The sequence below is a fragment of the Paenibacillus sp. FSL R5-0490 genome, assembly GCF_001956215.1.
Lineage (GTDB): Bacteria > Bacillota > Bacilli > Bacillales > Cytobacillaceae > Cytobacillus.
The window spans coordinates 183495-210296 of the sequence record NZ_MRTQ01000003.1; the positions used below are offsets into that span (position 1 = coordinate 183495).

Genomic DNA, 26802 nt, shown 5'->3' on the forward strand with positions numbered 1-26802 from the left:
CTGTTTCAAAACCTTTGATTTAAATGCCACTATTGTTTCAGATAAATGGTAGCAGTCCGTTTAGTCTGCCAAGTTGTGAAAAGCTGCTCTTCCCAGAAAGAAATCATAAAGGGAAATGCCCGGATAAGTGCCGGAGTAAAAGAAATTGGAAAAATAATCTTCAAATGTCATTTTTGTTCTATTATAATGAATTGAAAGAATAGTAAAAAAGAATTAGGAAGTAATCTAGTTCAATTGTTCGCATCCGGTTAAATCACAAAGGGGGAAGTATATTGAAATGGTTAAGGAAATTCAAATCAGGAAAAAAGGAACGAAAAGCTTCATCCATGTCTAAAAATCCAGATATTGGCAAGTTTTTTAATAAAATGGCCGGCACAAGCTGGTGGAAGAACCTGAAGCTTGGCCAGAAATATGGGGTCGCGCTTTTTGTGACCATTGGTCTATTCACAGTTTCAACCGTCCTTACTTTTTTTCTGCTTACAATTGCCAATTCAAAAATGGAGACTGTTAGGGATTCAGGAGAAAAAGCCATTAAAATTACTGAATCAGCGGCCACATTCCACCATAAAGGGAGCACGATTGGAAACTTTATCATTGACTCCAATCCAAAACATTTAAAGACATTTGACCAGCTGACAGAGGAATTTAATAAATTAAAGAAGGAAATTTCTCCGGATCTGATCAATACAAAATCCAAAGACCTTTTTAAGCAAATTGATGAAAATGATCAAAAAATCACCAGTTTATTTCATGATGTCATTGAGCCAAAAGTAAAACTTCAGCATGAAAGAGAATATAGGCTTGGGAAATTGCAGGCAGATAATATTATTTCTGAAACGGTAGAAAAATTGAGTACCCTTAGCAGCATGATGAAAGAGGATCAGCAAAAAGCTGTATCTTCTGCAAAATCCAGTCTAATCCTAACTTTGATAGCACTTGGCATTTCAATCATCGTTTCCGCCATTCTTGGAATCGCAAGTATTGTTTTTATAGGACGTATTATTTCAAAGAAATTAACTTCAATCGTACAGTTCTCAAATGAAATTGCAAAAGGAAACCTCAATGCAGATTCAGTAGAATATGAGGGTAATGATGAAGTAGCACAGCTTAGCAGAGCCATGAATTCCATGAAAGAAAAACTGCAGACTATGATTCAGGAAATTAATGCAGTTTCTGGATATGTTTCAGAAAGAAGCGGAGAACTGAATATTGCGGCAAATGAAGTAAAAGCAGCCAGTCAGCAGGTTGCTTCAACCATGCAGGAGCTTTCAGGAGGAGCTGAGGATCAGGCTGGATCTGCAACACGTTTGTCCTTATTGATGGACGAGTACCTGGAAAAAGTGAAAGAAGCAGCATACAGCGGGAAAGAAATCAAGAGTGCTTCCACAGAGGTGTTATCGCTTACTGAGGATGGAAACAAGCTTATGAAAAAATCCCAGGAACAAATGGGATTAATTAATCAGATTATGAAGTCGTCTGTGGACAAGGTTAATGGGCTGGATGACCAGACCAAACAAATCTCAAGGCTGGTTAAAGTTATAAAGGAAATTGCTGACCAGACCAACCTGCTCGCATTAAACGCAGCAATTGAAGCTGCCAGAGCCGGTGAGCACGGAAGAGGTTTTGCAGTTGTGGCAGATGAGGTGAGAAAGCTGGCTGAGCAGGTATCCTATTCAGTATCAGATATCACCAAGATTGTCGGAGGTATTCAAGCAGAGTCTAACAGTGTAGCCGTGTCACTTCAAACAGGCTATGGTCAAGTTGAAAAGGGAACGGAGCAAATTCAACTGACAGGACAAACATTCCAGAAAATTTATGAGGCAATTAACTCGATGTCTGCCAATGTCAGCGATATTTCCCGCAGCCTCGAGCAGGTATCAATTAACTCTTCACATATGAACCAGTCTATTGGCAATATTGCTGCAGTATCTGAGGAAGCTGCTGCAGGCATCGAGCAAACGAGTGCATCAATGGCTCAGACTAACCATTCAATGGAGGAAATCTCAGATAATGCACTGTCTCTGTCGGAATTGGCAGAACAATTAAATGAAATGATTGCAAAATTCAAACTGTAAAATCCAGGCATACTCGTTATAGGGTATGCCTCTTCCTTTCTAACCAAAGCACTTAATAATTATTTAAGACAGTTTTCCCTAAGATTTAAAGGTTTTAGTCTAATTTTGTAGAAATAATTAACTAATTGCAAATCCCAATAGGAGGAAATAGAGTGGTCATTATGAATCAGGAAATCAGGAGACTCTATGCCAGGATTGAGACTTTGGAAAAGGAAAATAATATGTTGGCGAATGATAATTCGTCTAAATATAATCTATTCTCTCACTCAAAAGATGGAATTTTAATCTTTGACAGCGAGGAGAAAATAGTTGATGTCAATCCATCATTTGCTGAGAGTATAAAGATGGATAAACAGCAGCTGATAGGCAGGAGCCTGTGTGAAATCGTGCCGGAAAATAAGCATTTCAAGCTCGAGAAGCAAAAGGAGCTATTGAAGAAGAATAATAGTGTCAGGGGCATCCTTCCAGTATATAGCGGCAGAAGTATTATTGAGTTTGATTTTACTACAAGCGCTCTTAATGAGAGCGGTCTTTATATGTGTATATTAAGAGATGTCACGAGTAAGCGTCGCCTTGAACGGAAAGTGAAAAAGAATGAAGAGCTGTATGCGGACCTATTTATAGAAGCTCTGGATGGCATCATTTTTTGGTGTGGTAATGGTGAAATCATCGATGCTAATGAGGCTGCCTGCCGAATTTTTGAATGTACACATGATGAACTGATCAAAAGACAGGTGAAAGATTTTGTCTATGAAAAATCGGAAAGATACAGAAACATTGTTAAAGAGATGTTCATTAAGGGCTCAATAAGGGATGAGCTTGTTTTTCTAATGCCAAATGGACAGTTTAAATCTTTGGAGTTTACAGTGAAATTGAACTCTGTTGAAGGCTACCATATGACAATCTTCAGAAATGTCAGCGAGCGTCACGCCATGGAAAAAAGCTTAAGGGAAAGCGAGCAAAAATTTCGGATGATATTTGAAGGGGCTCTTGAAGGTATTCTTCTCTGGAACGATCAATTTCAAATAGTCGATATTAATCAATCAGGCCAGAGAATGCTGCAGATGTCAAAAGAGGATCTTGTAGGGATATCACTGCATAGTATTTTGAATGACTGCAATATAACTGATGATGAGTTAAAAGATCAGATAAGAAGCATACACTCAGAGGGGCAATCAGACGGGAATCTTTCCATTACTTTAAAATCAGGCAGAAAGAAATTTTTTGAGTTTTCCAACAAGCTGAATATTTTTTCTAATATCAGTATGACGACGTTTAAAGATATAACTGAGAAGCTGGAAATGGAGGAGCAGCTTCGTAAATCAGATACCTTAAATGTCATTGGAGAATTGGCAGCAGGGATTGCACATGAGATCAGAAATCCTATGACGGCCCTTAAAGGGTTTATACAGCTTTTGGAGGGCAGTGTTAAAGAAGATCATACGATGTATTTCAATGTGATCACCACTGAGCTCAGCAGGATAGATTCAATTATTAATGAATTTCTTATTCTTGCTAAGCCTCAAGCTGTCAAATTTGTAGAAAAAGACATTTCACAAATCATGAAAGAAACAGTCGATCTTCTTAGTGCCCAGGCCGTTCTGCACAATGTTCAATTCAGAACTTATTATGAACAGAACTTGCCCAGGGTTTTCTGTGAATCCAATCAAATGAAAAAGGTTTTTATTAATATAATAAAAAATGCAATTGAAGTCATGCCAAAGGGTGGATATATTACAGTATCCATTCAAAAAGAATCGGACCAAAAAGTTCACATATCCATAGGGGATGAAGGAACTGGAATTCCTGCACATAAAATAAAAAAGCTTGGTGAGCCTTTCTATACTACAAAGGAAAGAGGTACTGGACTTGGCTTAATGGTTACATATAAAATTGTAGAAGAACACAAGGGAACAATTGAAGTGGAAAGCAAATTGGGTGAAGGAACTGTTTTCCACATCTATTTGCCCACATAATAAAGGCGGGAATGAAATGACAGGCAGAGTTTATTCTAAGAAAATGACACCGGCTGGAGACATTTACATCGTAGCAGAAAATGGAATCCTTTTGGCTTTATACATGGGGGAAGCTGATTTTCTGGAAGGGGAAGAGGTCTCATCATTGCAATTTAATCCCTCTGACTCTTTGTTAAAAAAGTGTGCTCTCCAGCTTGAGGAATACTTTGACGGACATAGGAAGGCCTTTGATCTCCCAATTGACCCTAATGGAACTGAATTCCAAATAGCAGTATGGAAAGAGCTTTGCCTCATCCCATTTGGGGAGACAAGAAGCTATCATGACATTGCTGTTAAAATAGGGAAAGACAAAGCTGTGCGGGCCATTGGACAGGCAAATAAGGCCAATCGCCTTCCAATCATTATTCCTTGCCATCGTGTTATCGGCAAAAATAAATCACTAACCGGGTATGCAGGAAGCAGGACAGAAATTAAAGAAATATTATTATCCCTTGAAGGGGCTAATTATGCTAAATAGTTGTCAAAATCACCTCTTAGGGTGATTTTTTTGTTTCTTAAATTTTGTTGACGAGAGATAACATGTTCGACTAATATCTAATTAGATGATAATCGAAATGAGGCTCTGTATTATGCAATTAAATCGTTTAGTGGCTTTTTATAAGACTATGGGAGACCCCACCAGAATCCGGATTGTTTTTCTCCTTGCCAAAGGGCCGCTGCATGGCCAGGCGATAGCCGGAAAGCTTGGCTTAACCCCGCCTACTATTACGCATCACCTAAATAAACTGCGGGAAATAAACCTTGTTTATCAAAGGAGAGATAAAAATACTGTTTATTTTTACCTGAATGAATCTGTACTGAAACAACAGTCAGGTGTTCTTGCAAAATTGGCAGACAAAGAGGAGGTTAAAAAAATGGAGGAATTAAATTCAGAAAACCAGAAGGTTATTGAAAATTTCTTTACACGGGATGGAAAGCTGAAGAATATTCCCGCCCAGAGAAAGAAGAAACTTATGGTTTTTGAGCACTTAATTAAAGGCTTGAAAATGGGCAAAAAATATGAAGAAAAAGAGCTTAACGAATATATCAAACAGTATCATGAAGACTATGCTACTATACGCAGAGAATTTATAATCAACCATTATATGTACCGTGAAAATGGAATTTACGAGTTAAACCCTCCTGAAATGTGGGCAAAAATAGAAGGGTAAGCAGGGGGTCCTGACAGGGCCCCCTGCAAACAAAGTCCTCAGCGGTAATAATCCGGTTTGCGGTCATCAAAAATCGGAATCAAGCTGCGGACTTCCTTCACTTTATCCAGGTCAATTTCACCATGAAGGATTTCTTCAGTTTCAGAGCCTTCAGAAAGCACATCACCCCAGGGATCTATAATCATCGAATGGCCAGCAAAGACATTAGCAGGATCTGAGCCGGAACGGTTGCAGGCAATGACATAGCATTGATTTTCAATGGCACGTGCAATCAAGAGCGCACGCCAATGTGCAAGCCGGGCCAATGGCCATTGGGCTACTACAAATAAAGCTTCTGCACCCCCTGCTGTATGGCTCCGCACCCACTCAGGAAAACGGATATCATAACAGATCATTCCTGCAAATCTCCTATTGTCCAGAGAAAATTCTCCTCTGGCTGACCCTCCTTTCAAATAGAGATGCTCATTCATAAGCTTAAATAAGTGCAGCTTGCTGTATTCATGTATAAAGTCTCCATTGTTATCTACAATCAGCAGCGTGTTAAATATACCATCGGATGTTTTCTTTGCAACAGACCCGCCAATCAGATGAACCTTATTTTTTTGTGCTGTCTCTTTCAAAAAAGCCAGTGCAAAGGCTGCATCCTGGTCCGCAATTTCATCCAATCTGGTCAAATCATAGCCTGTGGTCCAAAGCTCCGGAAGAACCAAAATGTCCGGATTGGACTTAAGCGCTTTATTAAACATGGCTTCAGCCGCTATAAAATTCTTCTCAGGTTTTCCAAAGGCGATATCCATTTGTAAACAGGCAACCTTTAATTTCATTTAACTCCCCCGCAATCATCTTTTCCTTATGTTATGATTAGTCCGATAGATATAAATTTTCTAAATTTTACTTTACAACTTATCATTTACGTTATATCATTTGTGACTATATTTTCAATCATTTTTTTAAAAGCAGGTGAACAATTTGATTAATTATCCGCAATCAGAACTATTAAAAAGTCTGCCAAAACAGTTTTTTGCCTCTTTGACAGCTAAGGTGGGGAAAAAGCTTGAACAGGGTCATGATGTCATCAACCTGGGACAGGGAAATCCTGATCTGCCTACCCCGGAGCATATTGTCAAGCGTCTTCATAGTGCAGCCGAAAACCCTCAAAACCATAAGTATTCTCCTTTTCAGGGTTACCCGTATTTAAAAAAGGCAGCAGCTGACTTTTATAAAAGGGAATATGATGTGGATTTGGACCCAGATACTGAAATAGCGATCCTTTTTGGAGGCAAAGCAGGGCTTGTTGAAATTCCTCAATGCCTTTTAAATCCCGGGGACAGCGTATTGGTTCCGGACCCGGGATATCCTGATTATTGGTCAGGAGTTGCGCTTGCTAAAGCAAAAATGGTAACAATGCCTCTGAGAGAGGAAAATAACTTCTTGCCTGTTTACAGTGAATTTCCAGCTGAGAAGCTTGATTCAGCCAAATTAATGTTTCTTAATTATCCAAATAATCCTACTGGAGCAGTGGCAAACATTGATTTTTTTCAGGAAACAGTCGAATTGAGCCGAAAGCATGGTATTTGCACCGTTCATGACTTTGCATATGGCGGAATTGGATTTGATGGAAAAAAACCAGTAAGTTTTCTTCAGGCAGATGGGGCAAAAGAGGTCGGAATTGAAATTTATACTCTTTCAAAGACCTTTAATATGGCTGGCTGGAGAGTAGGGTTTGCGGCTGGAAATGCAAGCGTTATTGCAGCACTGAACCTGATGCAGGATCATCTTTACGTCAGCTTGTTTGGAGCTGTTCAGGAAGCTGCGGCATCTGCTCTGTCAGGCTCACAGGATTGTGTAAAAGAGTTGAATTCAATCTACGAATCCAGACGAAATGCATTTATTTCCGGTCTCAGGGAAATCGGGTGGGATGTACAAGCGCCTCAAGGCTCCTTTTTTGCATGGCTTAAGGTCCCGGAATCATATACATCTGAAGAGTTTTCTGAGTATCTCCTGGAAAAAGCGCATATTGCAGTTGCACCAGGCAATGGGTTCGGCCAATTTGGAGAAGGATTTGTGAGAGCCGGTTTGCTGACATCTGAAGAAAGACTTAAAGAAGCGGTAAGGCGAATACAAAAATTAGATCTATTTTAATTTTTTCAAAAATTAAATTGACAAAAGTATTAAGCACTGTCATAATTCTAATTAAATTTCTAAATTAACTGAATAATAGATTTCGTTTTCTTATCAAGAGCAGGCGGAGGGACTAGCCCTATGAAGCCCGGCAACCGACTTAAACTTAAGCACGGTGCTAAATCTTGCAGCTTATAGCTGAAAGATAAGAAGATGTTAGATTGCTATGCTAACCTCTTCTTATTTGAAGAGGTTTTTTATTTTTCTCATTCTTTGATATTGAAAGGAAGAAGATTCATGAGCGAAATTATTGCAGCGTACCTAATACATGATGAAAAACATAATCCGGAGAAAAAAGCGGAGGAGATTGCTTTAGGTTTAACAGTTGGATCATGGACCCATCTGCCGGAGCTTGAAAAGCAGCAGCTAAAGAAGCATAAAGGCAGGGTCGTTTCTGTTGAAACCTTTACAAAAGATGCAGAAAGTAAGGAAACAGCAGCAATTATCAAGATTGCCTATCCTGCTGTAAATTTTAGTCCGGATTTACCGGCAATATTAACAACAGTCTTTGGGAAACTGTCACTGGACGGAAAGATTAAACTTTTGGATTTGCAGTTTTCCAATGAATTGAAAAATTTTTTCCCCGGACCTCGCTTTGGGATTGAAGGGCTGAGGGAAAAATTGAATGTATATGACAGGCCTCTTCTGATGAGCATCTTCAAAGGAGTGCTCGGCAAAGATATGGATTTTTTGACTTCTCAGCTGCGGGAACAGGCCATGGGCGGCATAGACCTTGTAAAAGACGATGAAATACTATTTGAAAACAGCCTTACACCGTTAGAAGCGCGGATAAAGGAAGGAAAAAAGGTGTTGAGACAGGTTTATGAAGAAACGGGCCATCGGACCTTATATGCCGTAAATTTAACAGGCAGGTCGTTTGAATTAAGAGATAAGGCAAGAAAGGCATCCAGTCTTGGAGCTGATCTTCTTCTTTTCAATGTATTCTCTTATGGGCTCGATGTATTGCAGTCTTTGAGGGAAGATGATGAGATTGAACTGTCTATCATGGCACATCCTGCAGTCAGCGGAGCCCTTTCAGCTTCAAGTGTTTATGGGATCTCCTATCCTTTGCTTTTAGGTAAACTGCTCAGGTATGCAGGGGCAGACTTGTCTCTTTTCCCTTCACCTTATGGGTCAGTAGCCCTTGAGAAAACCCAGGCATTATCAATTGCGGATAGCCTGACTGTGAATGATTTTTGCAAAAGAACTTTTCCGGTACCCTCAGCCGGCATCCATCCGGGTTTAGTGCCATTGCTATTCGAAGACTTCGGAATAGACAGTGTCATCAATGCCGGAGGCGGCGTACACGGGCACCCTGATGGGGCAAGAGGAGGCGGTTTGGCATTCCGCCAGGCGATTGATTTAACTTTAAAGGGAGCCTCTTTAGCCGATGATCCATCAGACTTCCCAGAATTAAAAAGAGCGATTGATTTATGGGGATACAAAAAGGCGGCTTTAAAGAATGGCTAAAATAGCGGTATTTTGCGACTTTGATGGAACTATTACCGAAAAAGATAACATCATCAATATTATGAAACATTTTGCTCCTTCTGGGTGGGAGGGGATAAAAAATCAAGTCCTGCAGCAGGAAGTTTCTATTAAAGAGGGAGTAGGAAAGATGTTTTCCCTTCTCCCAAGCAAACTGAAAAGTGATCTTACTGATTTCATTTTAAAAAATGCAAAGATAAGAGAGGGTTTTCAGCCGTTTGTCGATTATCTGGCAGAAAAAGATATACCGCTTTATATAGTAAGCGGAGGAATAGACTTTTTTGTAGCTCCCGTTTTGGATAAGTATGGACCCTTTGAAGCAGTGTTCTGCAATGGTTCAGATTTTAGCGGAGACACAATAAAAATCTTATGGCCCCATAGCTGTGATGAAAAATGCGAAAATGATTGCGGCTGCTGCAAGCCTTCCATTATGCGGAAATTAGAGGATGAGGACACATTTAAAGTGGTAATCGGAGATTCAGTAACTGACCTTGAGGCTGCAAAACAGGCGGACTTTGTCATAGCAAGAGACTTGCTGCTTGAGAAAAGCAAGGAAATGAACCTTAAACATAATGCTTTTGAAACATTCTATGATTGCATTGAGGTCTTAAAAAATTTAAATGAGGTGAGAGTATGAGCAGACTTGAGGAAAAATGGAATGAGCTTGCAGATATTAAAGCCGAGCTCGCGGAAAGGGACTGGTTTATGGGAACGAGCGGAAATCTGGCCATTAAGGTCAGCTCAAGCCCGCTTCAATTCCTCGTAACTGCAAGCGGTAAGGATAAGCGGAAACGGACTGCAGAAGACTTTCTACTGGTGGATGAATTTGGCCGGCCGGTGGGCGAAACCCATTTAAAGCCATCCGCTGAAACACTTCTGCATACGGAAATATACAGAAGAACAAAAGCTGGATGCAGTCTCCATGTACATACAATTGATAATAACGTCATCTCAGAAATTTATGGCGACCAGGAGGCAGTAACCTTTAAAGGACAAGAGCTCATTAAAGCATTTGATAAATGGGAAGAGGATGCTGTCCTCAGGATTCCGATTATTCCTAATTATGCGCATATTCCTGCGCTGGCAAAGTGTTTTGCTTCCCATGTACATGAAGACTCAGGTGCAATTTTAATTAGAAACCACGGAATTACAGTATGGGGCAAAACCTCTTTTGAGGCTAAAAAGATCCTGGAGGCTTCAGAATTCCTGTTCCGATATCAGCTAAAGCTTCTGGAACATAGAGCCAAACAGTTATCCAAAGTAGTGTAGTCCAAAAGCTCAAAATAATGCAGAAAAAAATTTAAATAGAGAGGATAGATCAGTTTGGCATATATCGTATTTCAAAATTCAAAAAAAGAAATCAGGAATCAGGAAGAAATTGCTTCTTTTCTGGAAAAACAGGAGGTTATTTATGAGCAATGGGCAATAGATAAATTGCCTGAAAGCCTCCAGGAAAAATATTTGCTTTCCGATGATGAGAAACAAGAAATCCTGGATACGTTTGCTGCAGAAATTAAGGATATTTCAGAAAGAAGAGGATACAGGGCACAGGATGTCATTTCCCTTTCAGAGAATACGCCGAATTTGGAACAGCTTCTTCAAAATTTCCAGCGGGAACACCACCATACAGACGATGAGGTGAGGTTTATTGTCAGCGGCCACGGGGTTTTTATTATACAAGGAAAAGATGGGGAATTCTTTGAGGTATTCCTGAATCCCGGCGATTTAATATCAGTACCTGAAAACATTCGTCATTATTTTACTCTGCAGGATGACAGAAAGGTAGTAGCCATCCGGATCTTTGTATCTGCAGAAGGATGGGTGCCAATTTATGAAGAAAAGGAAGTTCATCAATAATCTGTTGACCCATTGCTCAGGCATTGGGTTTTTTATTTTCCCGCTATAATTAATGGTTTTTTTTTTACATCCATTGATCATGCAAATTTTTTATCAAAAACTGTTGGTTTAAGCAGTTTTGATAAGCAGAAGGTGTCGAAAACCAATGGGGCTGATGTGAGATTATTGTCGATTAAAATTAATTGGGAAAAAGATTGTCTAATATTGCGAATCTATTTACATTTATAGAAATTCTTGTAATAATGCATCAAGTAGACACATTTATATCGGATAAAAGGGATAGGATTAGGAGGAAGAAAGTTGCGCAATAAAAGAATACAGCTGCTGATTGAAATCCAGCAAAAAAGGGAAAAAATGATAGAAACGGCAAGGAGAAACGGAATGGCGAGCCAGGAAACGGTTCGCTGCAGCCAGGAACTCGATCAATTGATTTTTGAATATCAATGCTTCATTAAACGGGAGAAGGAACAAAAGAAAAGGATGAGAGTTTCATTCAGGCAAATGATTCTATCATGGAAGAAAGCAGTTGTATAATTAAAATAACTGAGTATATTTATTGAGCGAATATAAAAAGGAAGTCAAAAAGGATCCGTGAAGGGTTCTTTTTTTTTGCAGTCTGCTGCAATTCTAGTAATAAACATATTAATTCATTAAAGAAGTACTATGCCTCTTTAGAGAATCATATATCGTAATACAAAGCTTTTTTTATTACTTAAAGTACTCAATACTCATACAAGCTTTAAGTTAAGAGGAGGGAAAGTAAAAAATGCACATAGTTGTGTGTGTCAAGCAAGTGCCTGATACAAAAATCATTAAAATCAATCCCAAAACCAATACCCTTGACCGGCGCAGTGCTCCTGCCATTTTGAACCCTTATGATGCTCATGCAGTGCAGGAGGCTGTGAAAATTACAAAGGCCCTGGGAAAAGGCACCATATCAGTCTTATCCATGGGACCTCCACAGGCCGTGGCAGTTATTAAGAAAAGTATCGAAATTGGGGCGGACCGCGGATTTTTAATTTCCGACCGTGCATTTGCCGGTGCAGACACACTGGCAACAAGCTATGCTCTGTCTAAAGCTTTAGAACGTATTTCAAAAGATATGCCTGTGGATTTAATTCTATGCGGAAAGCATGCCATTGATGGAGATACCGGCCAGGTTGGACCAGGTATAGCAAGGCGTCTGGATATTCCGCCTGTCACCAATGTGATCGAAGTAGCTGAAGTTAATGAAAGTGAAAAAACGATTCTGATCAAAAGGAAAATCACGAACGGATATGAATTAATTCAAGCTCAAATCCCTTGCCTGCTGACCGTTGAAAAAGAGATTAATAGCATAGAATATTCCCCTATGCCTAATATGATAAAAGCTGCCAGATATGAACCGGTAATCTGGTCTGTTTATGATCTTGAAAATGTGGATCGGACACAGCTGGGGTTGAAGGGATCTCCTACGATAGTGGGTAAAATGTTTACCCCTCCAAAGCCGGAAGGCGGAAAAAGGCTGGAAGGGAATGCAGACGAACAGATTCAGCAGCTGATGGAGCTTCTTAATGATAAAAAAGAGCTTTTGCAGCCAAACAGTAATAAATAGGGGGGATTTACATGATGGATGAGTACCGGGGAGTATGGGTATTCATAGAACAAAATGATGGGAAAATTGAGGGGGTTTCCCTTGAATTGCTCGGTGCCGGCAGAAAGCTGGCTGATAAACTTGAGGTGCCTCTTTCCGGTGTGCTGCTTGGGTATGAAATTAAGTCTTTAAGCCGTGAGGTCATCGCCTATGGTGCTGATCAAGTTTATGTAATTGACCACGAAGTAATGAAGGATTACCGGACTGAATCTTATATGAAGGCAGTTATCAATCTTGCCGAAAAATATAAACCTGAAATTTTTCTCTATGGGGCTACCTCCAATGGTAAAGATTTAGCCAGCGCAGTTGCCACAGATCTCAGTACTGGATTGACAGCGGATACAACCATGCTGGATGTCGAAGTGGAAAAGAGGCTGCTTGAAGCAAGCCGCCCGGCTTTTGGCGGAAATATAATGGCAACCATCCTTTGCAAAAAACACCGGCCTCAGATGGCTACTGTCCGCCCTAAAGTTATGAAAGCAATGGAGCCGGATCCTGATAGGCATGGTGAGGTTATAGAAGAACCGATTACCTTAAAAGAAGATGACATGCGCACAAAGGTGATAAAAATTGTGAAAGATGTCACAAAAAAAGTGAACTTAGCTGAAGCCCATGTTGTCGTTGCAGGCGGAAAAGGAATGGGTGATTTTCAAAACTTCCAGCTGATCCATGAGCTGGCTGACACCATTGGAGCGACCGTAGGGGGGACAAGGGATGTAGTGGAGGCAGGATGGCTTCCGCATGAACAGCAGGTGGGGCAGACAGGAGAAACCATTACACCAAAGATCTATTTTGCTATTGGGATTTCAGGGGCAATTCAGCATGTTGTGGGCATGAAAAATTCAGAGTTTATTATTGCGATTAACAAGGATCCACAAGCCCCTATATTCGATGTAGCAACCTGCGGTATCGTAGGTGATGCACTTGAAATTGTTCCGAAGCTGATTAAAGAGTTCAAGGAAGCAAGAGAAAGAGGGGGTGAAATGAGCTATGTCTGAAAAGTTTGATGTCATTGTGGTTGGTGCAGGGCCTGCAGGAACTTCCTGTGCTTACACCTGTGCTAAAAACGGCCTAAAAGTCCTGCAAATTGAAAGAGGAGAATATCCAGGCAGCAAAAATGTAATGGGCGGAGTGTTATACCGTAAGCAAATGGAGGAAATCATTCCGGAGTTTTGGAAAGAAGCCCCACTCGAACGGCCTGTCATAGAGCAGAGATTCTGGATGATGGATAAAGAATCGGCAGTGAGTTTTGGCTATAAAGGTCTTGAGTGGGGGAAGGAGCCATATAATAATTTCACAGTGCTCCGCGCACCTTTTGACCAATGGTTTGCAAAGAAAGGGGTTGAGCAGGGCGTTCTATTAATAAATGAGACGGTCGTACTTGAGTGTCTGACTGAGAATGGAAAAGTGGTTGGGGTAAGAACAGACCGTCCGGATGGAGATATATATGCAGATGTAGTGGTTTTGGCAGATGGTGTGAATTCACTGCTTGCAAAGCAGCTTGGCTACCATAAAGAATTCCGTCCTGATGAAGTTGCCCTGACAGTAATGGAAGTCATTAATCTTTCTAAAGACAAAATTAATGACCGTTTCAACCTGGAAGACAACCAGGGATGTACGATTGAAATTTTCGGGGACTCAACGAAAGGCAATCTCGGTACCGCTTTCATTTACACTAATAAAGATAGTATCAATATTGGTGTAGGAACGACGCTCTCAAGCATGATCAAGGCAAAGCTTAAACCTTATGACCTGCTGGATTATTTAAAAACACACCCTATGGTAAGACCTTTAATAGAAGGGGGAGAGTCCGCTGAATATCTGGCCCATTTGATTCCTGAAGGCGGGTACCATTCGGTGCCGAAAGTGGCCGGTAATGGTGTTCTCCTTGCAGGTGATGCGGCGCAGCTTGTTAATGCCATTCACCGCGAAGGCTCCAATATGGCCATGGCATCCGGAACGATGGCTGCAGAGACCATCATTGCCGCCAAGGAACGGGGGGATTTTAGCGAAGCCAGCTTGAATCAATACAGGGAAAAACTGTATCAAAGCTTTATAATTAAAGATCTGGAAAAATATAAAGATGCAGCTCACACTTTTGAACACTACCCGCAGTATTTTAAGGAGTATGTTCCGATGCTGAATAGGGCAGCGAACAAATTCTTTACAGTTGATGGAACTCCAAAGAAAGAAAAACAAAAAGAAATTATGAAGAGCTTCACCAGTGAACGCGGGACAATTCGTGTGCTTCAAGATATGTACAGGGCATGGAAGGCGGTGAAATAATGTCAACGAAAACGATCGAAGAAAAGCAATATTTAGTTCGTTTCAAGGCAGATACAAAATCACATCTTACCGTATTGGATCATGATATCTGTATGACAAAGTGCCCCGATAAAATATGCACCATTTTCTGCCCGGCTGAGGTCTACAAGTGGGAAGGATTAAGAATGCAGGTCGGTTACGAAGGATGTCATGAGTGCGGCAGCTGCAGGATAGGATGCCCATATCAGAATATTAAATGGGAATATCCGAAAGGCGGCCATGGAATAGTATTCAGGCTTGCATAAATCAGCCCTCAGGATCATACAAAAACCGGCCATCGATTTGGCCGGTTTTGAAAAGGGGGTATGAAAAAGGCTTTATCTTTTGGTACATGTACATTATAAATTTAAAATATTAAGAAACTGTTAACAAGGTATATATAAACTATGAAATCTAAAAGGGTTTTCTAATTTGACGCGTTAATGCATTTTAGTAATAGTGCTTTAGTAACTTAATTTTCAAGGCAGAATTTGTTAAACTAAATGTGGTCGAACTATTATAGTTGACCCCCTATAATCTGGAGAGCTTAGTTCGTCTAGGCTCTTTTTTTTATTGCATTAAGAATGCTTTATTATTGGATTATGTTTAGAAGTAGAATTTACCTATATGTATGTTATTTCACATGCGAGGGTAAAAAAAGATGGAGCGAAGGAGAAATAATTTTTGAGGCTAGCTGATTTTTTCTTGTCTATTTAAAAAACTGAACTGTGAATCTTTGACATTGGCTTCAATTTCTCTGGCATGTTCAAATGCTTTGTGGACGCATTCATGAAGAGATGAAGAATATAGTACTTCATTCCATGAAAAGCTTCCTTCTGAATCTGATGGATAAATGGTTACTTTCCAGCAATAAAACTCTTTTTCCTGTTCTTTCAGCTGTCCTTCCAGAGCGATAAGCCAATGGGTTTGCCCAGTGGAAAGGTATGAGTCTTCTGAATTGGCCGGAATAAGGCACTTTTGATAAAATTCGTAGAAAGTTGGCGGATGCATTTTAATCCCTCCTAACAATTTAAAGGGTTCAGCTGCAGCGATATAAAGATAACTTACCTTTATTATATGGCAAAAAACGAGAAGATTGCACAAAATTATTTAAATTTTTAGAAAATTTTTCAGAAATGCACAAAGTGACGGGCATCACAACAATTCTTCCTGCCATTTCTTATACTGAACCTATATTAGATAGGAGGGGTTTAGGGATGGAAGGCTGTATGAGCTCCATGATGGGAAATGGTCCAATAAATCTTAGCAAAGGGCTGAAACAGCTGAAAGAGGAGCACCCTCCTCTTTTGGCAATGCTTGAAGAGCTTCTTCAGATCACAATTAAAATGGAGGAATCTCCAGACAAAGCTCTTTTTGAAGAGTTAACTGAACATGTACAGAATTTCTGCAGTAAGCTTGATCCGCACTCAGAAAGGGAGGAAGGTGTGCTTTTCCGCATGATGGAACAATACCTGGGTAAAGGAACAGGCCCTATCGCTGTTATGGAGTATGAGCATGATCAGGCTAAAAGCTGTATTAAAGCTTTTTTAGGAGCAGGGGAAGGAAAAGAGCATTTGACTGCAGAAGAAATGGCCGAACACTCCGGGCTGATTAAAAAGGCATACTATACTCTGACACAGCACTTTTCTAAAGAAGAAAACGTCCTATTTCCTATGGCAGAAAATCTTCTTACTGAAGACGAGAAAGAAGAGCTATATATTAAAATTCAGCAAATTTAAAGAGGAGGGAGCACCTCCTCTTTTTTAATTATTCCATTCTGAAACCCTTTCATCCGGGGGAAGCAATAAAGTCAGCAATCCCAAAACGGGAAGAAACCCTGTAAATATTATCATATTGGCCAGTCCAAGAGTGTCGGCCAGATAGCCCAAAGCAACGGAGCCTATCGCCCCCATACCAAATGCCAGCCCTACTGTCAATCCAGCCATTGTGCCGATTTTTCCGGGAACGAGTTCCTGTGCGTATACAACAGTCACAGAAAAGCTTGACATAAGTATAAATCCGCCCGCCACAAGCATGACAAATGCAATAGCTGAAGGCACGAAAGGAATCAGGAGGGAAAGGGGAACAGTGAGGATCATTGAAAGAAAAATAATCTGTTTCTTTCCAAACCGATCTGCGAGCGGTCCGCCAAAAAACGTACCCAGCGCACCTGATACTAAAAATGCAAATAAGAAGAGCTGTGCCTGACTTATAGAGAAAGAATATTTCTCAATGGCATAAAAAGCATAGAAATTTGTCATCCCTGAGATATACCATGAACGGGCAAAAATCAAAAAAAGAACCAGGAGGAGGGCTCCCCACACCTTTCTGGGAATTCTTTTGTTTTGGCGTGCACCTGAATCTTTCCGCGGTTTAGTGGCGGTCAGTTCCTGCTGAAGACGTCCTGTATACCAGAATGCAATATAAATCAGCAGTCCAACTGCAATTGCCGCAACTGCGGTAAACCAGGCAGCCCCTATTTGTCCCAGTGGAACAAGTATGAGGGCTGTAATGATGGGAGCAAGTGCCTGTCCGGTGTTACCGCCAACTTGATAAATTGATTGAGCAAGACCCCTGCGCTGGCCTGCTGCCATATATGCTACCCTTGAACCTTCAGGATGGAACACAGCCGAACCCAAACCAATGAATAGAACTGAAAGAATGATCCATTTATAATCTGGAGCAAAAGCCAGGCCTAATACACCAAATAAAGTTGATGTGAGGCCGATTGGCAAGGCAAAAGGGAACGGTTTTTTATCAGTGGCCATCCCAATGACAGGCTGCATGATGGAAGAAACCATATTTAACGAAAAAGCAATCATTCCCAGCTGTGAGTAGGTAAGCCCCATAGACTTTTCCAAGATCGGAAACATAGCTGGGATAACGGATTGGATGGAATCATTCAATAGGTGGCAAAGGCCAATGATGAATAATATCCGATAGGCTGTTTTCTGCTGCGGATCAGAATTTGGATAGATTTTAGCAGCGGTAGCACTCATAATGTAAGTCTCCTTCTTTCTGAACATTTCGTAAAACTAAATATAGTGTACCTTATTCACGAGTCTATCAAAATAGCTATTTTGAAAATCCGTTAAATATTATATAATTTACATTATTCAGAATAAGGACGAGAGCAGGGGAGCTAATGGAAAAAGCAGTTGATGCTTTAATGACGGACAACTTCCTCCATCATTTCTTAAGTATCTATTCTTTGAATACCGTGAATTATAAAAAGCTGGGTGATTTTGAAAACTATGTCTTTCAAGCTTCAAAAGATGGGGAAGAGCTAATATTGAGAATTACCCATTCGACACATCGCAAGCTGGAGGAGCTTTTATCTGAAGTTGACTGGATGAGTTATTTAAGATCAGAAGGTTTGAAGGTTCCAAAGGTAATGACTTCACAAAATGGGAATATGGTTGAAGCCCTGGAAGCTGGTGATGGCTCTGTCTTTTATGCAAGCGTGTTTTCAAAAGCAGAGGGAAAACCAATCGATGTTCGTTCAACGGAATTCAATCAGGAGTTATATCATGCATGGGGAAGAGCAGTGGGGAAAATGCATGCAGCCACAAAATCATATGTTCCTTCTCCTGGCATTGTACAGCGTATTCAATGGGATGAAGAAGAACTGCTGACCGTTGAAAAATATATACCCAAAGAAGATCAATTAATTATTAAGAATACGAAGGATTTATTGAATCTGCTTCACACATTGCCAAAGCATATAAACAACTATGGTCTTATTCATACGGATATTCATTCCGGAAACTTTTTTTATGACGGAAAAGATATACAAGTGTTTGATTTTGATGATTGCTGTTATCATTGGTTTGCGACTGATATCGCCATTCCTCTGTATTATTCAATTTTATATAAGTTTAAAGAGGCGGACCCGGAAGAAGTGAATATCTTTGGCAGGATGTTCCTGGAATCCTTTTTGGACGGATATCAGCTGGAGAATGAAATTCCCGGTGACCTGGAAAAACACCTGCCTTTATTCCTGCGGCTAAGGGATATCACACTGTATTCCGTTCTCCATAAAAAAATCGCACCTGAGGACAGGAATCCTCAGCTATTAGTAATGATGAAGTTGATAAAGGATCGAATTGAGAGAAACTCTCCAATATATTTTAGCTAAAAGGGAAGGTGCCTGGGATCATGCACCTTCCCTTTTATGGGTTTTTGATAGGCAGAAAAATATCTACATGAGTACCCTTTTTTACTTCGCTTGTAATAAATATTTCACCGCCAAAAGAATGCACAATGCGCCTGCAGACCACAAGCCCAAGACCTGTACCCATTTCCTTTGAAGTATAAAATGGATGAAATATTTTTTCTATTTTGTCTTCTGGAATACCGGAGCCTGTGTCCGCGATCTTAAGCTGACATCTGGATTGCATTTTATTCAGCTTTATCGTTAGTTTTCCGCCGTCCTGCATTGATTCAAAAGCGTTTTTCGTCAAATTCAGGATCACCTGTTTCATCTGATCTTTCGTGCAATCGACTATGACGGGTTCATCTGAAAAAACAGATTCAAAAGTGACATTGTGTAAATTAGCTTCAGAAAGTATTAAAGGTTCTAATTCCTTTATAACACTTCTCAAATCCATAGCATCCATTTTTTGAGCAGTGGGTTTACCGAGAATTAAAAATTCACTGACAATCTCATTGATTCTGCTTATCTCATCATTGATGACAGAAAAATAATACTGGTCATGTGTATTCGTATATTTTTCACTCAATAGCTGTATAAGGCCTTTTATTCCTGTTAAAGGGTTCCTGATTTCATGGGCTGTGCTGGCAGCCAGAGTACCTACCAGTTCAAGTTTTTGCAGTTCATTTTCCTTTTTTTCTTTTTCAGCCTGTTTTTTCAGCCTTAAATATTTTATGAAGAGAAATAAAATATGAATTAAAATGGTTAATACAAGTATTGCCAGGAAAGCGTCCTTAATAATTTTCAGCATGTCTCTTGGCGGAAATTCCACTTTTACACTCCAAGGCAGCCTGTCAATCGGAATTGTAATGCTATTTTGACTGGAAAATGAAGAGTCTCCATTCATATTGATGTCCATAATTGTTTCCCTTTTAGAATTAAGAACTGAAAGCCGGGCATCAGGAGTGAGGAGCCTCATAATATTTTGTACGTAATCCACTCTCATATGTGCCACAATAATAGAGATTACATCTCCATCGTCATTCAATACCGGCTTTCCTATCCCAACGACTGTTTGCCCATTTGTTAGTGTTTCAGGAGTATTGGAAATAACAATATCTTTCGTTACCAATACCTCTTTAAGATATTTCTTCTCAGATAAATCTGAGTTTGCTAAGAATTGATTTGATCCTGTAAGAACCATTCCGCTGCGATCAAGAAGGTAAATTCCTCCATAACGAGGATCCATTTGATTGGCTTTTTGGAGCAGAGGTTCAAGCTTTTCAGAAGGTGTGTCAGCACTTCCGGCAGTCAGCGAAAGCATCTCAAGTGTGGTCACGGTCTCGGAAATAAACTGGTCCCAGCTTCTTTGGTGTATCGAGCCAATCCATTTTGCTTCTTCGAGTCTTTCCATATCATTTTGTTTAACAGAATCCATAAACAAAAAGATGCTGCCGGCTAAAGTGGGAATAATTACTGCGAATAAATAAAGCAGGAAATTTCTGTTTCGATTATTCATGAGGGTAACTCCAGATTAATTAGGTTAATTTGTCCTTAGCTAACTGACATTAACAATATTATACCATTATGTGTTAAAAGAGGTTTAATTCTTTCAAAGGAATGTTATTTTATATGTAAGGAGGGGTTTGATGAAATCGGAAGCTTTACTCACCATTTTAGCTACAAGTGATGTCCACGGACATGTTTATCCATATTATTATGGAACGGATGAAAACGCTGAGCACGGTCTGGGCAAGCTTGCAGCGTTAATAAAGAGAGAAAAGGAACAATCTGAGATTTCCATACTAATTGATAATGGTGATTTGATCCAGGGAACTCCTCTGACTTATTATTATTCCAGGTACCTGAAAAATCAAAAAAATCCTATGATACAGATCTTAAATAAACTTGAATATGATGCAGCTGTTATCGGAAATCACGAATTTAACTATGGAAAGAACACCCTTGCAAGAGCGGTCAGTGAGTCCAATTTTCCTTGGCTTTCAGCTAATATCTTATTCAATTCAACAAAAGAAACTTATTTCGGGCTTCCTTATAAAATAAAAACCTTTGCAAATGGTTTGAAAACTGCGGTAATAGGTGTCACGACCCAGTATATTCCAAATTGGGAGAAAAGGCAGCATATTGAGCAGCTTTCATTTGAATCTGCGGTGGTCAGCTTGAAAAGGTGGGTTTCCTATATCCAGGAGGAAGAAAAGCCGGACTTGATTATCGTCTCATACCATGGGGGCTTTGAAAAGGATATAAAAACAGGTGAACTGACAGAAGAACAAACAGGAGAAAATGAAGCCTACAGAATCTGTACAGATGTCCCAGGTATTGATGTTCTGATTACCGGGCATCAGCACCGTTTTATTGAAGGGGAGCAAGTGAATGGTGTATCTATTGTTCAGCCGGGATTTAACGGCCAGGCGCTTGCAAAGGTTACAGTAAAATTCAGAAAAAGACACAATGATTGGCTGATTGATGAAAAAAACTCTGCCCTGATTTATCCCAATGGAATTATGCCTGATCATGAGGTCCTTCAGCTTGCCGGTTATTATGAATCCAAAACCCAGAATTGGCTTGATACAGTGATAGGTGAGATTGAAGGAGACATGATAATTGATAATATTTTCGAAGCGCGACTCAAGGAGCATCCGCTGATTGAATTCATTAATAAAGTGCAGATGGAAGCAGCTGGTGCTGATATTTCCTGTACTGCGCTGTTTCATGAGGGAGCACCGGGTTTCAAAACTAAAGTAACGATGAGAGAAATAGTTTCTAATTATATTTATCCGAATTCGCTATGTGTCCTAAGAATTTCTGGAAAGGACATTAAGGATGCTTTAGAGCGGTCAGCATCTTATTTTGAAGTGAACAGTGACGGGGAAATTATAGTGAATCCTGAATTTTCATATCCGAAGCCACAGCATTATAATTACGACATGTGGGAAGGAATTGAATATAAAATAGATGTTTCCCGCCAAAAGGGCAGCCGGATCACAAAGCTTCTTTATAAGGGACATCCTATCAGGGAGGATGGCGAGTACCGCGCAGTAATGAACAATTACCGGGCTGCAGGCGGCGGAGGATATTATATGTTCAAGGACAAACCGCTGGAGAAAGAGATATTAACCGATATGACTGAATTGCTTGCCGGCTATTTTTCTGAAAAGGGAAAGGTAATCCCGACACTGAACTGCAATTGGGAGGTTTCAGCCGGCAAATGATCCTGATTTGTTAAATTGACAGCTTTCTTACTGTTTTCTATAATGATTGAGAATTGATTGATGTAAACGCTACTCAATAAAAGGTAAAGGGATTGGATAAAATGGGGTCTGAACAAATTGACCAATCGTTGAAATTATTTATCGTCCTGTCCAGGGCATACCGGGCTATTAATGAAAATGTAAATAAACGAATACAAACTTACGGAGTAAATCCAACTGAATTTGCAGTTTTGGAGCTTCTTTATCATAAAGGGGACCAGCCTCTGCAGCAGATCGGCGGGAAAATACTATTGGCCAGCGGGAGCATCACATATGTAGTGGACAAGCTTGAGCAGAAAGGCCTGTTAAAAAGGGTAGCATGCCCGACGGACAGAAGAGTTACCTTTGCGCAAATTACAGATGAGGGAAAAGCATTTATTGAAAATATTTTTCCTGACCATGAAAAACATATACATTCACTTATGAACGAGCTGACTTCAGAAGAAAAAGCTGCAGCCATTGAGGTATTAAAGAAGCTTGGACTATCAATCTCCCATGACAAAAATGTGGGAAATTAATTTAAACAGCCTTGACGGGCTGTTTTTTATTTTGTGGCAGATAAGATATGTTTAGGGAAGGAATAATCCAAATATTGTCGAAATAGTTTAGTGGTTTGTTTATAAATCGATATACATATACACGAGGGGGCAGTAATGTGAGATTTGAAGACTATACATATGATCGTCCGAATCTTGAGAAAATAAAGGGGCGATTTGAAGCAGCGCTTGAAAAGTTCGAAGTTGCAGCTTCTGCAGAACAGCAAAATCAGGCTATGAAAGAAATTAATGATATTCGCAATGATGTCGGTACCATGTTCAACCTATGCTATATCCGGCATTCAGTAGATACGAATGATGAATTTTACAAAGCAGAACAGGATTATATGGATGAAATTCAGCCTGAAGTAGAAGGGTTTGTTACAAAGTATTATCAGGCTTTGGTTAATTCCAGGTTCAGGGCAGAGCTTGAAGATCGCTGGGGAAATCAGCTGTTTGCACTTGCAGAAGCCCAATTGAAGGTGTTCTCGCCAGAGATTGTACCGCTTTTGCAAAAAGAAAATAAGCTTTCTTCAGAATATACGAAATTAATTGCTTCAGCCAAGATTGATTTTGAAGGTGAAGAACGCACACTTGCCCAATTGGAGCCATTTACACAATCTACAGATCGTGAAATGCGTAAAAAAGCAAGTGAGGCCCGCTTTGGTTTTCTGGCTGAAAATGAAGATGAACTTGACCGTATATATGATGAGCTTGTCAGGGTTAGAACAGAGATCGCCCATAAGCTTGGATACAAGAATTTCGTTGAACTGGCTTACTTCCGCATGTACCGGACAGATTATAACGCGGAAATGGTTGCAAACTTCCGTAAGCAGGTGAAGGATTTCATCGTTCCAATCGCCACGAAGCTTAAGGAAAGGCAAAGAGAGCGCATTGGCGTTGATAAGCTTAAATTTTACGATGAAGGATTTGAATTTAAAACGGGTAATGCCGTACCGAAAGGCGATCCTGACTGGATTATTGAAAACGGACAAAAAATGTATGATGAGTTATCCGGTGAAACAAGTGAATTTTTCTCATACATGAGAGAAAATAATCTTATGGACCTGGTAGCCAAAAAGGGAAAAGCAGGGGGCGGCTATTGCACTTACATTGAAAACTATAAGTCCCCATTCATTTTCTCTAATTTTAATGGGACTTCAGGAGATATTGATGTTCTTACCCATGAAGCAGGACATGCATTCCAGGTCTATTCAAGCAGTCATTTTGAAATACCTGAATATAACTGGCCAACCTATGAAGCAGCTGAAATTCATTCCATGAGCATGGAATTTTTTACATGGCCCTGGATGGAAGGCTTCTTTAAGGAGGATACGGAAAAATACAAGTTTTCACACTTGAGCGGGGGACTTCTTTTCCTGCCTTATGGCGTATCAGTTGATGAATTTCAGCATTGGGTGTATGAAAATCCGGAAGCAGCACCGCAGGAAAGAAAACAGGCTTGGAGAGAAATTGAGAAGAAATACTTGCCGCATAAAGATTATGATGGCAACGAGTATTTAGAGAACGGAGGATTCTGGCAGCGTCAGGGTCATATCTACAATTCACCATTCTATTATATTGATTATACATTGGCCCAAATCTGTGCATTCCAGTTTTGGAAAAGATCCAGGGAGAATCAGGAAGAGGCTTGGAAGGATTATTTAAAACTATGCCAGCTTGGCGGCAGCAAGCCTTTCACTGGACTTGTTAAAGAAGCTGGATTGATTTCTCCTTTTGAAGAGGGTTGTGTCCAGTCTGTTATCGGGGAAATTGAGAATTGGCTAAAATCAGTGAATGATAAAGGTTTATAAAATAAAAAAGAGAGCCGGTTATGAATTCCGGCTCTTTTCCATCTTATTGGTGCATTGGTTTAATGACAATTAAGTCGTTTTCCAGCTCGGCCAGTAAATGGCTATTACCGCCATGGTCAATGATGAAATCTGCAATTTTGTCTTCAAGCTCATCCTGGATAATTCTTCTTAATGGCCTTGCGCCAAAAGCAGGGTGGTATCCGTCTTCTGCTAATTTCTCCTTAACTTCCTGCGTGACAGTCAATTCAAGCTCCTGTTCATTTAATGTTTCCTGCAGCTCATTGAGCATAATGTCGACAATTCTCAATAAGTGCTCTTTTTTCAATGCTTTAAATTCGATAATGCCATCAAAACGGTTCAGGAATTCCGGCTTAAAGAAGCTGCCGAGCGAGTCCAGAATATTTGAATCTTTGACGGCATCAGCTGCACCAAATCCTACATGGACTTCTTTTCGCCCAACTCCTGCGTTGCTTGTCATGATAATGACTGTATCTTTAAAGCTGACAGTGCGGCCCTGGCTATCTGTAAGGCGTCCATCTTCCAGTATTTGAAGGAACATGTGCTGTACATCTGGATGTGCTTTTTCTATCTCATCAAGCAGGATAATGCTGTACGGATTTCTGCGCACCTTTTCAGTAAGCTGTCCTGCCTCTTCATGACCTACATATCCCGGAGGGGAACCGATAATTTTAGACACACTGTGCTTTTCCATATATTCACTCATATCAAGCCTGATCATGCTGTCTTTTGAGCCGAACAGCTCCTCTGCAAGTGTTTTGGTTAATTCAGTCTTCCCGACACCTGTTGGCCCGACAAATAGGAAAGATCCAATTGGGCGGTGCTTGGATTTAAGTCCTGCACGGCTCCTGCGGATTGCCTTTGCAACTTTTTGTACGGCTTCCCGCTGTCCAATTACTTTTTGTGCAAGATTTTCCTCCAGGTTTTGCATTTTTTCCTGTTCATTTTCAGCTAATTTGCCGACAGGAATCCCTGTTTTCTTCTCAATAATCTCCTGAATAAGACTTATTTCGATAACCGGCCTTTCAGCCTTGTTTTCTCCGTTTAATGCCTGCTGAAGTTTTAATTCCTCTTCACGGAGTTTTGCAGCCTCTTCATATTTTTCTTCTTTTAAGACATGTTCTTTCTGCCTGCTGATTTCTTTCAGCTGTTTTTCAATATCTTCTGCCGGTATATATCCTGACTGAAGATTCATTTTCGAACCTGCTTCATCCATTAGATCAATGGCTTTGTCAGGAAGGAACCGGTCCTGAATATATCGGCTTGACAGCTGTACACACGCTCTTATGGCATCTTCTGTGAAAGAAACATCATGATAATCTTCATATTTTTGTTTCAGCCCCATTAAGATGTCAAATGCCTCATCCGCAGTCGGCTCATTCACTTGTACAGGCTGGAATCTGCGTTCGAGAGCCGGATCCTTTTCAATTTGACGGTATTCTTTCAATGTGGTGGCTCCGACTACTTGCAGCTCACCACGTGCAAGGGCAGGCTTTAGTATATTGCCGGCATCCATCGACCCTTCAGCTGATCCTGCTCCGACAAGTAAATGGATTTCATCTATAAAGAGAATAATATTCTTCCTAGTCTGAAGCTCTGAAATCAGCTGCTTCATGCGTTCCTCGAATTGGCCGCGAATTCCGGTATTGGCAACCAGGGATGCCACATCAAGCAAATAGACTTCTTTATTTAGAAGTTTCTTTGGGCCTCGCCCCTCGGCAATATTAATCGCCAGCCCTTCAGCAATAGCTGTTTTGCCTACTCCTGGCTCACCTATTAAGACCGGATTATTTTTGCTTCTTCTATTTAATATTTCAGTCACACGATTTATTTCTTCGTCCCGTCCGATGACTGGGTCAATTAAACCAGCTTTAGCAAGCTGTGTAAGATTTCGTCCGAATTGATCGATAAATCCGCCGTTGCCCTGATTGTGTCCAGGCGCTTCTTTTAAAGGCTGGTAGTTTTCATTTCCTTGAGAGGATGCCATCTTTTTAAAGAAATCCTCTAAAGGCATTTGGCCAAAACCTGAAAAGCCGCTCAAAGCAGGCCCAAAGGAAGTAAGGCTTTTTTGCTTTTCAGTTTGATAACAGCTATGGCAAAGGTTAAGGTTTCGCTCATTTCCATTCACATTCAGTCTTAATTGTACATTTGCTTCTTTTAATTGACATTTTTGACAAAGCATTCTGCATACCTCCATTAAAAAAATTGGTCTGACTTTGACTATATTTGACCTTATATCAACATTATAATTTGACCTTCTTTGACTTTCAAGTGATTTGTTTAT

24 protein-coding genes and 1 riboswitch are annotated in these 26802 nt (G+C 40.3%); of the genes, 19 read left to right on the forward strand and 5 right to left on the reverse strand.

Features of this window, described 5'->3' with window-relative positions:
- Window positions 1-272: 272 nt before the first annotated feature.
- From BK139_RS03885 to BK139_RS03900, 4 genes are all read left to right on the forward strand, one after another.
- Window positions 273-2075: a methyl-accepting chemotaxis protein gene (locus BK139_RS03885; RefSeq protein ID WP_286147862.1), complete on the forward strand. Its 1803-nt coding sequence runs from the start codon at window positions 273-275 to the stop codon at window positions 2073-2075.
- Window positions 2076-2236: 161 nt separating this feature from the next.
- Window positions 2237-4051, forward strand: coding sequence for a PAS domain-containing sensor histidine kinase (locus BK139_RS03890; RefSeq protein ID WP_286147869.1), 1815 nt, complete (start codon window positions 2237-2239; stop codon window positions 4049-4051).
- A gap of 16 nt (window positions 4052-4067) precedes the next feature.
- A complete protein-coding gene (locus BK139_RS03895; RefSeq protein WP_076256930.1) occupies window positions 4068-4568 on the forward strand; it encodes a methylated-DNA--[protein]-cysteine S-methyltransferase in 501 nt (166 codons plus the stop codon).
- Window positions 4569-4680: 112 nt separating this feature from the next.
- On the forward strand, window positions 4681-5262 hold the full coding sequence (locus BK139_RS03900; RefSeq protein ID WP_076256932.1) for a DUF2087 domain-containing protein: 582 nt from the start codon (window positions 4681-4683) through the stop codon (window positions 5260-5262).
- A 38-nt stretch (window positions 5263-5300) separates the two neighbouring features.
- On the opposite strand, the gene BK139_RS03905 is transcribed toward BK139_RS03900, so the two are convergent.
- The gene (locus tag BK139_RS03905) at window positions 5301-6086 is read right to left on the reverse strand and encodes a carbon-nitrogen family hydrolase (RefSeq protein WP_076256934.1); all 786 of its coding nucleotides are present in this window, start codon (window positions 6084-6086) and stop codon (window positions 5301-5303) included.
- 145 nt (window positions 6087-6231) lie between these two features.
- Between BK139_RS03905 and BK139_RS03910 the strand changes: the two genes are divergently transcribed.
- From BK139_RS03910 to BK139_RS03955, 10 genes are all read left to right on the forward strand, one after another.
- A complete protein-coding gene (locus BK139_RS03910) occupies window positions 6232-7404 on the forward strand; it encodes a pyridoxal phosphate-dependent aminotransferase (RefSeq protein ID WP_076256936.1) in 1173 nt (390 codons plus the stop codon).
- An 87-nt stretch (window positions 7405-7491) separates the two neighbouring features.
- Window positions 7492-7595: riboswitch (SAM riboswitch) on the forward strand.
- A gap of 85 nt (window positions 7596-7680) precedes the next feature.
- On the forward strand, window positions 7681-8913 hold the full coding sequence (locus tag BK139_RS03915; protein WP_076256938.1) for a 2,3-diketo-5-methylthiopentyl-1-phosphate enolase: 1233 nt from the start codon (window positions 7681-7683) through the stop codon (window positions 8911-8913).
- Window positions 8906-9568 (forward strand): 2-hydroxy-3-keto-5-methylthiopentenyl-1-phosphate phosphatase, encoded by a 663-nt coding sequence (locus tag BK139_RS03920; RefSeq protein WP_076256940.1) that lies wholly within the window; start codon window positions 8906-8908, stop codon window positions 9566-9568. Before BK139_RS03915 ends, BK139_RS03920 begins: the two co-directional genes overlap by 8 nt.
- Window positions 9565-10200 carry a methylthioribulose 1-phosphate dehydratase gene (locus BK139_RS03925; RefSeq protein ID WP_076256942.1) on the forward strand — a complete coding sequence of 212 codons (636 nt, stop codon included), beginning with the start codon at window positions 9565-9567 and terminating at the stop codon, window positions 10198-10200. The genes BK139_RS03920 and BK139_RS03925 overlap by 4 nt, the downstream gene beginning before the upstream one ends.
- 54 nt (window positions 10201-10254) lie before the next feature.
- On the forward strand, window positions 10255-10788 hold the full coding sequence (locus BK139_RS03930; RefSeq protein ID WP_076256944.1) for a 1,2-dihydroxy-3-keto-5-methylthiopentene dioxygenase: 534 nt from the start codon (window positions 10255-10257) through the stop codon (window positions 10786-10788).
- Window positions 10789-11088: 300 nt separating this feature from the next.
- Window positions 11089-11322, forward strand: a complete 234-nt coding sequence (locus BK139_RS03935; protein WP_076256946.1) for an aspartyl-phosphate phosphatase Spo0E family protein — start codon at window positions 11089-11091, stop codon at window positions 11320-11322.
- A gap of 232 nt (window positions 11323-11554) precedes the next feature.
- Complete coding sequence (locus tag BK139_RS03940) at window positions 11555-12382, forward strand: electron transfer flavoprotein subunit beta/FixA family protein (RefSeq protein WP_076256948.1); 828 nt, start codon at window positions 11555-11557, stop codon at window positions 12380-12382.
- An 11-nt stretch (window positions 12383-12393) separates the two neighbouring features.
- A complete protein-coding gene (locus BK139_RS03945) occupies window positions 12394-13419 on the forward strand; it encodes an electron transfer flavoprotein subunit alpha/FixB family protein (RefSeq protein WP_076256950.1) in 1026 nt (341 codons plus the stop codon).
- Window positions 13412-14707 (forward strand): FAD-dependent oxidoreductase, encoded by a 1296-nt coding sequence (locus tag BK139_RS03950; protein WP_076256952.1) that lies wholly within the window; start codon window positions 13412-13414, stop codon window positions 14705-14707. Before BK139_RS03945 ends, BK139_RS03950 begins: the two co-directional genes overlap by 8 nt.
- The gene (locus BK139_RS03955) at window positions 14707-14991 is read left to right on the forward strand and encodes a ferredoxin family protein (RefSeq protein ID WP_019381639.1); all 285 of its coding nucleotides are present in this window, start codon (window positions 14707-14709) and stop codon (window positions 14989-14991) included. The genes BK139_RS03950 and BK139_RS03955 overlap by 1 nt, the downstream gene beginning before the upstream one ends.
- A 424-nt stretch (window positions 14992-15415) precedes the next feature.
- On the opposite strand, the gene BK139_RS03960 is transcribed toward BK139_RS03955, so the two are convergent.
- Window positions 15416-15736, reverse strand: a complete 321-nt coding sequence (locus tag BK139_RS03960; RefSeq protein WP_076256954.1) for a hypothetical protein — start codon at window positions 15734-15736, stop codon at window positions 15416-15418.
- Window positions 15737-15942: 206 nt separating this feature from the next.
- Between BK139_RS03960 and BK139_RS03965 the strand changes: the two genes are divergently transcribed.
- The gene (locus BK139_RS03965; protein WP_083675290.1) at window positions 15943-16464 is read left to right on the forward strand and encodes a hemerythrin domain-containing protein; all 522 of its coding nucleotides are present in this window, start codon (window positions 15943-15945) and stop codon (window positions 16462-16464) included.
- Between the two features lie 24 nt (window positions 16465-16488).
- On the opposite strand, the gene BK139_RS03970 is transcribed toward BK139_RS03965, so the two are convergent.
- Window positions 16489-17724, reverse strand: a complete 1236-nt coding sequence (locus BK139_RS03970) for an MFS transporter (RefSeq protein ID WP_076256955.1) — start codon at window positions 17722-17724, stop codon at window positions 16489-16491.
- A 146-nt stretch (window positions 17725-17870) separates the two neighbouring features.
- Between BK139_RS03970 and BK139_RS03975 the strand changes: the two genes are divergently transcribed.
- Window positions 17871-18863, forward strand: coding sequence for a phosphotransferase enzyme family protein (locus tag BK139_RS03975; RefSeq protein WP_076256957.1), 993 nt, complete (start codon window positions 17871-17873; stop codon window positions 18861-18863).
- A 34-nt stretch (window positions 18864-18897) separates the two neighbouring features.
- Here BK139_RS03975 and BK139_RS03980 read toward each other — a convergent pair whose 3' ends face one another.
- Entirely contained in the window at window positions 18898-20397 is a 1500-nt protein-coding gene (locus BK139_RS03980) for a PAS domain-containing sensor histidine kinase (protein ID WP_076256959.1), read from the reverse strand.
- A gap of 130 nt (window positions 20398-20527) precedes the next feature.
- On the opposite strand from BK139_RS03980, the gene BK139_RS03985 reads away from it, so the two are divergent.
- From BK139_RS03985 to BK139_RS03995, 3 genes are all read left to right on the forward strand, one after another.
- The gene (locus BK139_RS03985; protein ID WP_076256961.1) at window positions 20528-22111 is read left to right on the forward strand and encodes a bifunctional metallophosphatase/5'-nucleotidase; all 1584 of its coding nucleotides are present in this window, start codon (window positions 20528-20530) and stop codon (window positions 22109-22111) included.
- 101 nt (window positions 22112-22212) lie between these two features.
- Window positions 22213-22668, forward strand: coding sequence for a MarR family winged helix-turn-helix transcriptional regulator (locus tag BK139_RS03990; RefSeq protein ID WP_076256964.1), 456 nt, complete (start codon window positions 22213-22215; stop codon window positions 22666-22668).
- A gap of 137 nt (window positions 22669-22805) precedes the next feature.
- Window positions 22806-24500: a M3 family oligoendopeptidase gene (locus tag BK139_RS03995; RefSeq protein ID WP_076256966.1), complete on the forward strand. Its 1695-nt coding sequence runs from the start codon at window positions 22806-22808 to the stop codon at window positions 24498-24500.
- A 43-nt stretch (window positions 24501-24543) separates the two neighbouring features.
- Here BK139_RS03995 and BK139_RS04000 read toward each other — a convergent pair whose 3' ends face one another.
- Window positions 24544-26700: an ATP-dependent Clp protease ATP-binding subunit gene (locus BK139_RS04000; protein ID WP_061793302.1), complete on the reverse strand. Its 2157-nt coding sequence runs from the start codon at window positions 26698-26700 to the stop codon at window positions 24544-24546.
- Between the last annotated feature and the right edge of the window lie 102 nt (window positions 26701-26802).

Bases quoted from the DNA above. Each gene is read 5' to 3' on its own strand.
- BK139_RS03890 (WP_286147869.1), top strand. From the start codon at position 2,237: ATGAATCAGGAAATCAGGAGACTCTATGCCAGGATTGAGACTTTGGAA.
- BK139_RS03895 (WP_076256930.1), top strand. From the start codon at position 4,068: ATGACAGGCAGAGTTTATTCTAAGAAAATGACACCGGCTGGAGACATT.
- BK139_RS03900 (WP_076256932.1), top strand. From the start codon at position 4,681: ATGCAATTAAATCGTTTAGTGGCTTTTTATAAGACTATGGGAGACCCC.
- BK139_RS03905 (WP_076256934.1), bottom strand. From the start codon at position 6,086: ATGAAATTAAAGGTTGCCTGTTTACAAATGGATATCGCCTTTGGAAAA.
- BK139_RS03915 (WP_076256938.1), top strand. From the start codon at position 7,681: ATGAGCGAAATTATTGCAGCGTACCTAATACATGATGAAAAACATAAT.
- BK139_RS03920 (WP_076256940.1), top strand. From the start codon at position 8,906: ATGGCTAAAATAGCGGTATTTTGCGACTTTGATGGAACTATTACCGAA.
- BK139_RS03925 (WP_076256942.1), top strand. From the start codon at position 9,565: ATGAGCAGACTTGAGGAAAAATGGAATGAGCTTGCAGATATTAAAGCC.
- BK139_RS03940 (WP_076256948.1), top strand. From the start codon at position 11,555: ATGCACATAGTTGTGTGTGTCAAGCAAGTGCCTGATACAAAAATCATT.
- BK139_RS03945 (WP_076256950.1), top strand. From the start codon at position 12,394: ATGATGGATGAGTACCGGGGAGTATGGGTATTCATAGAACAAAATGAT.
- BK139_RS03950 (WP_076256952.1), top strand. From the start codon at position 13,412: ATGTCTGAAAAGTTTGATGTCATTGTGGTTGGTGCAGGGCCTGCAGGA.
- BK139_RS03955 (WP_019381639.1), top strand. From the start codon at position 14,707: ATGTCAACGAAAACGATCGAAGAAAAGCAATATTTAGTTCGTTTCAAG.
- BK139_RS03960 (WP_076256954.1), bottom strand. From the start codon at position 15,736: ATGCATCCGCCAACTTTCTACGAATTTTATCAAAAGTGCCTTATTCCG.
- BK139_RS03965 (WP_083675290.1), top strand. From the start codon at position 15,943: ATGGAAGGCTGTATGAGCTCCATGATGGGAAATGGTCCAATAAATCTT.
- BK139_RS03970 (WP_076256955.1), bottom strand. From the start codon at position 17,724: ATGAGTGCTACCGCTGCTAAAATCTATCCAAATTCTGATCCGCAGCAG.
- BK139_RS03975 (WP_076256957.1), top strand. From the start codon at position 17,871: ATGGAAAAAGCAGTTGATGCTTTAATGACGGACAACTTCCTCCATCAT.
- BK139_RS03980 (WP_076256959.1), bottom strand. From the start codon at position 20,397: ATGAATAATCGAAACAGAAATTTCCTGCTTTATTTATTCGCAGTAATT.
- BK139_RS03985 (WP_076256961.1), top strand. From the start codon at position 20,528: ATGAAATCGGAAGCTTTACTCACCATTTTAGCTACAAGTGATGTCCAC.
- BK139_RS03990 (WP_076256964.1), top strand. From the start codon at position 22,213: ATGGGGTCTGAACAAATTGACCAATCGTTGAAATTATTTATCGTCCTG.
- BK139_RS04000 (WP_061793302.1), bottom strand. From the start codon at position 26,700: ATGCTTTGTCAAAAATGTCAATTAAAAGAAGCAAATGTACAATTAAGA.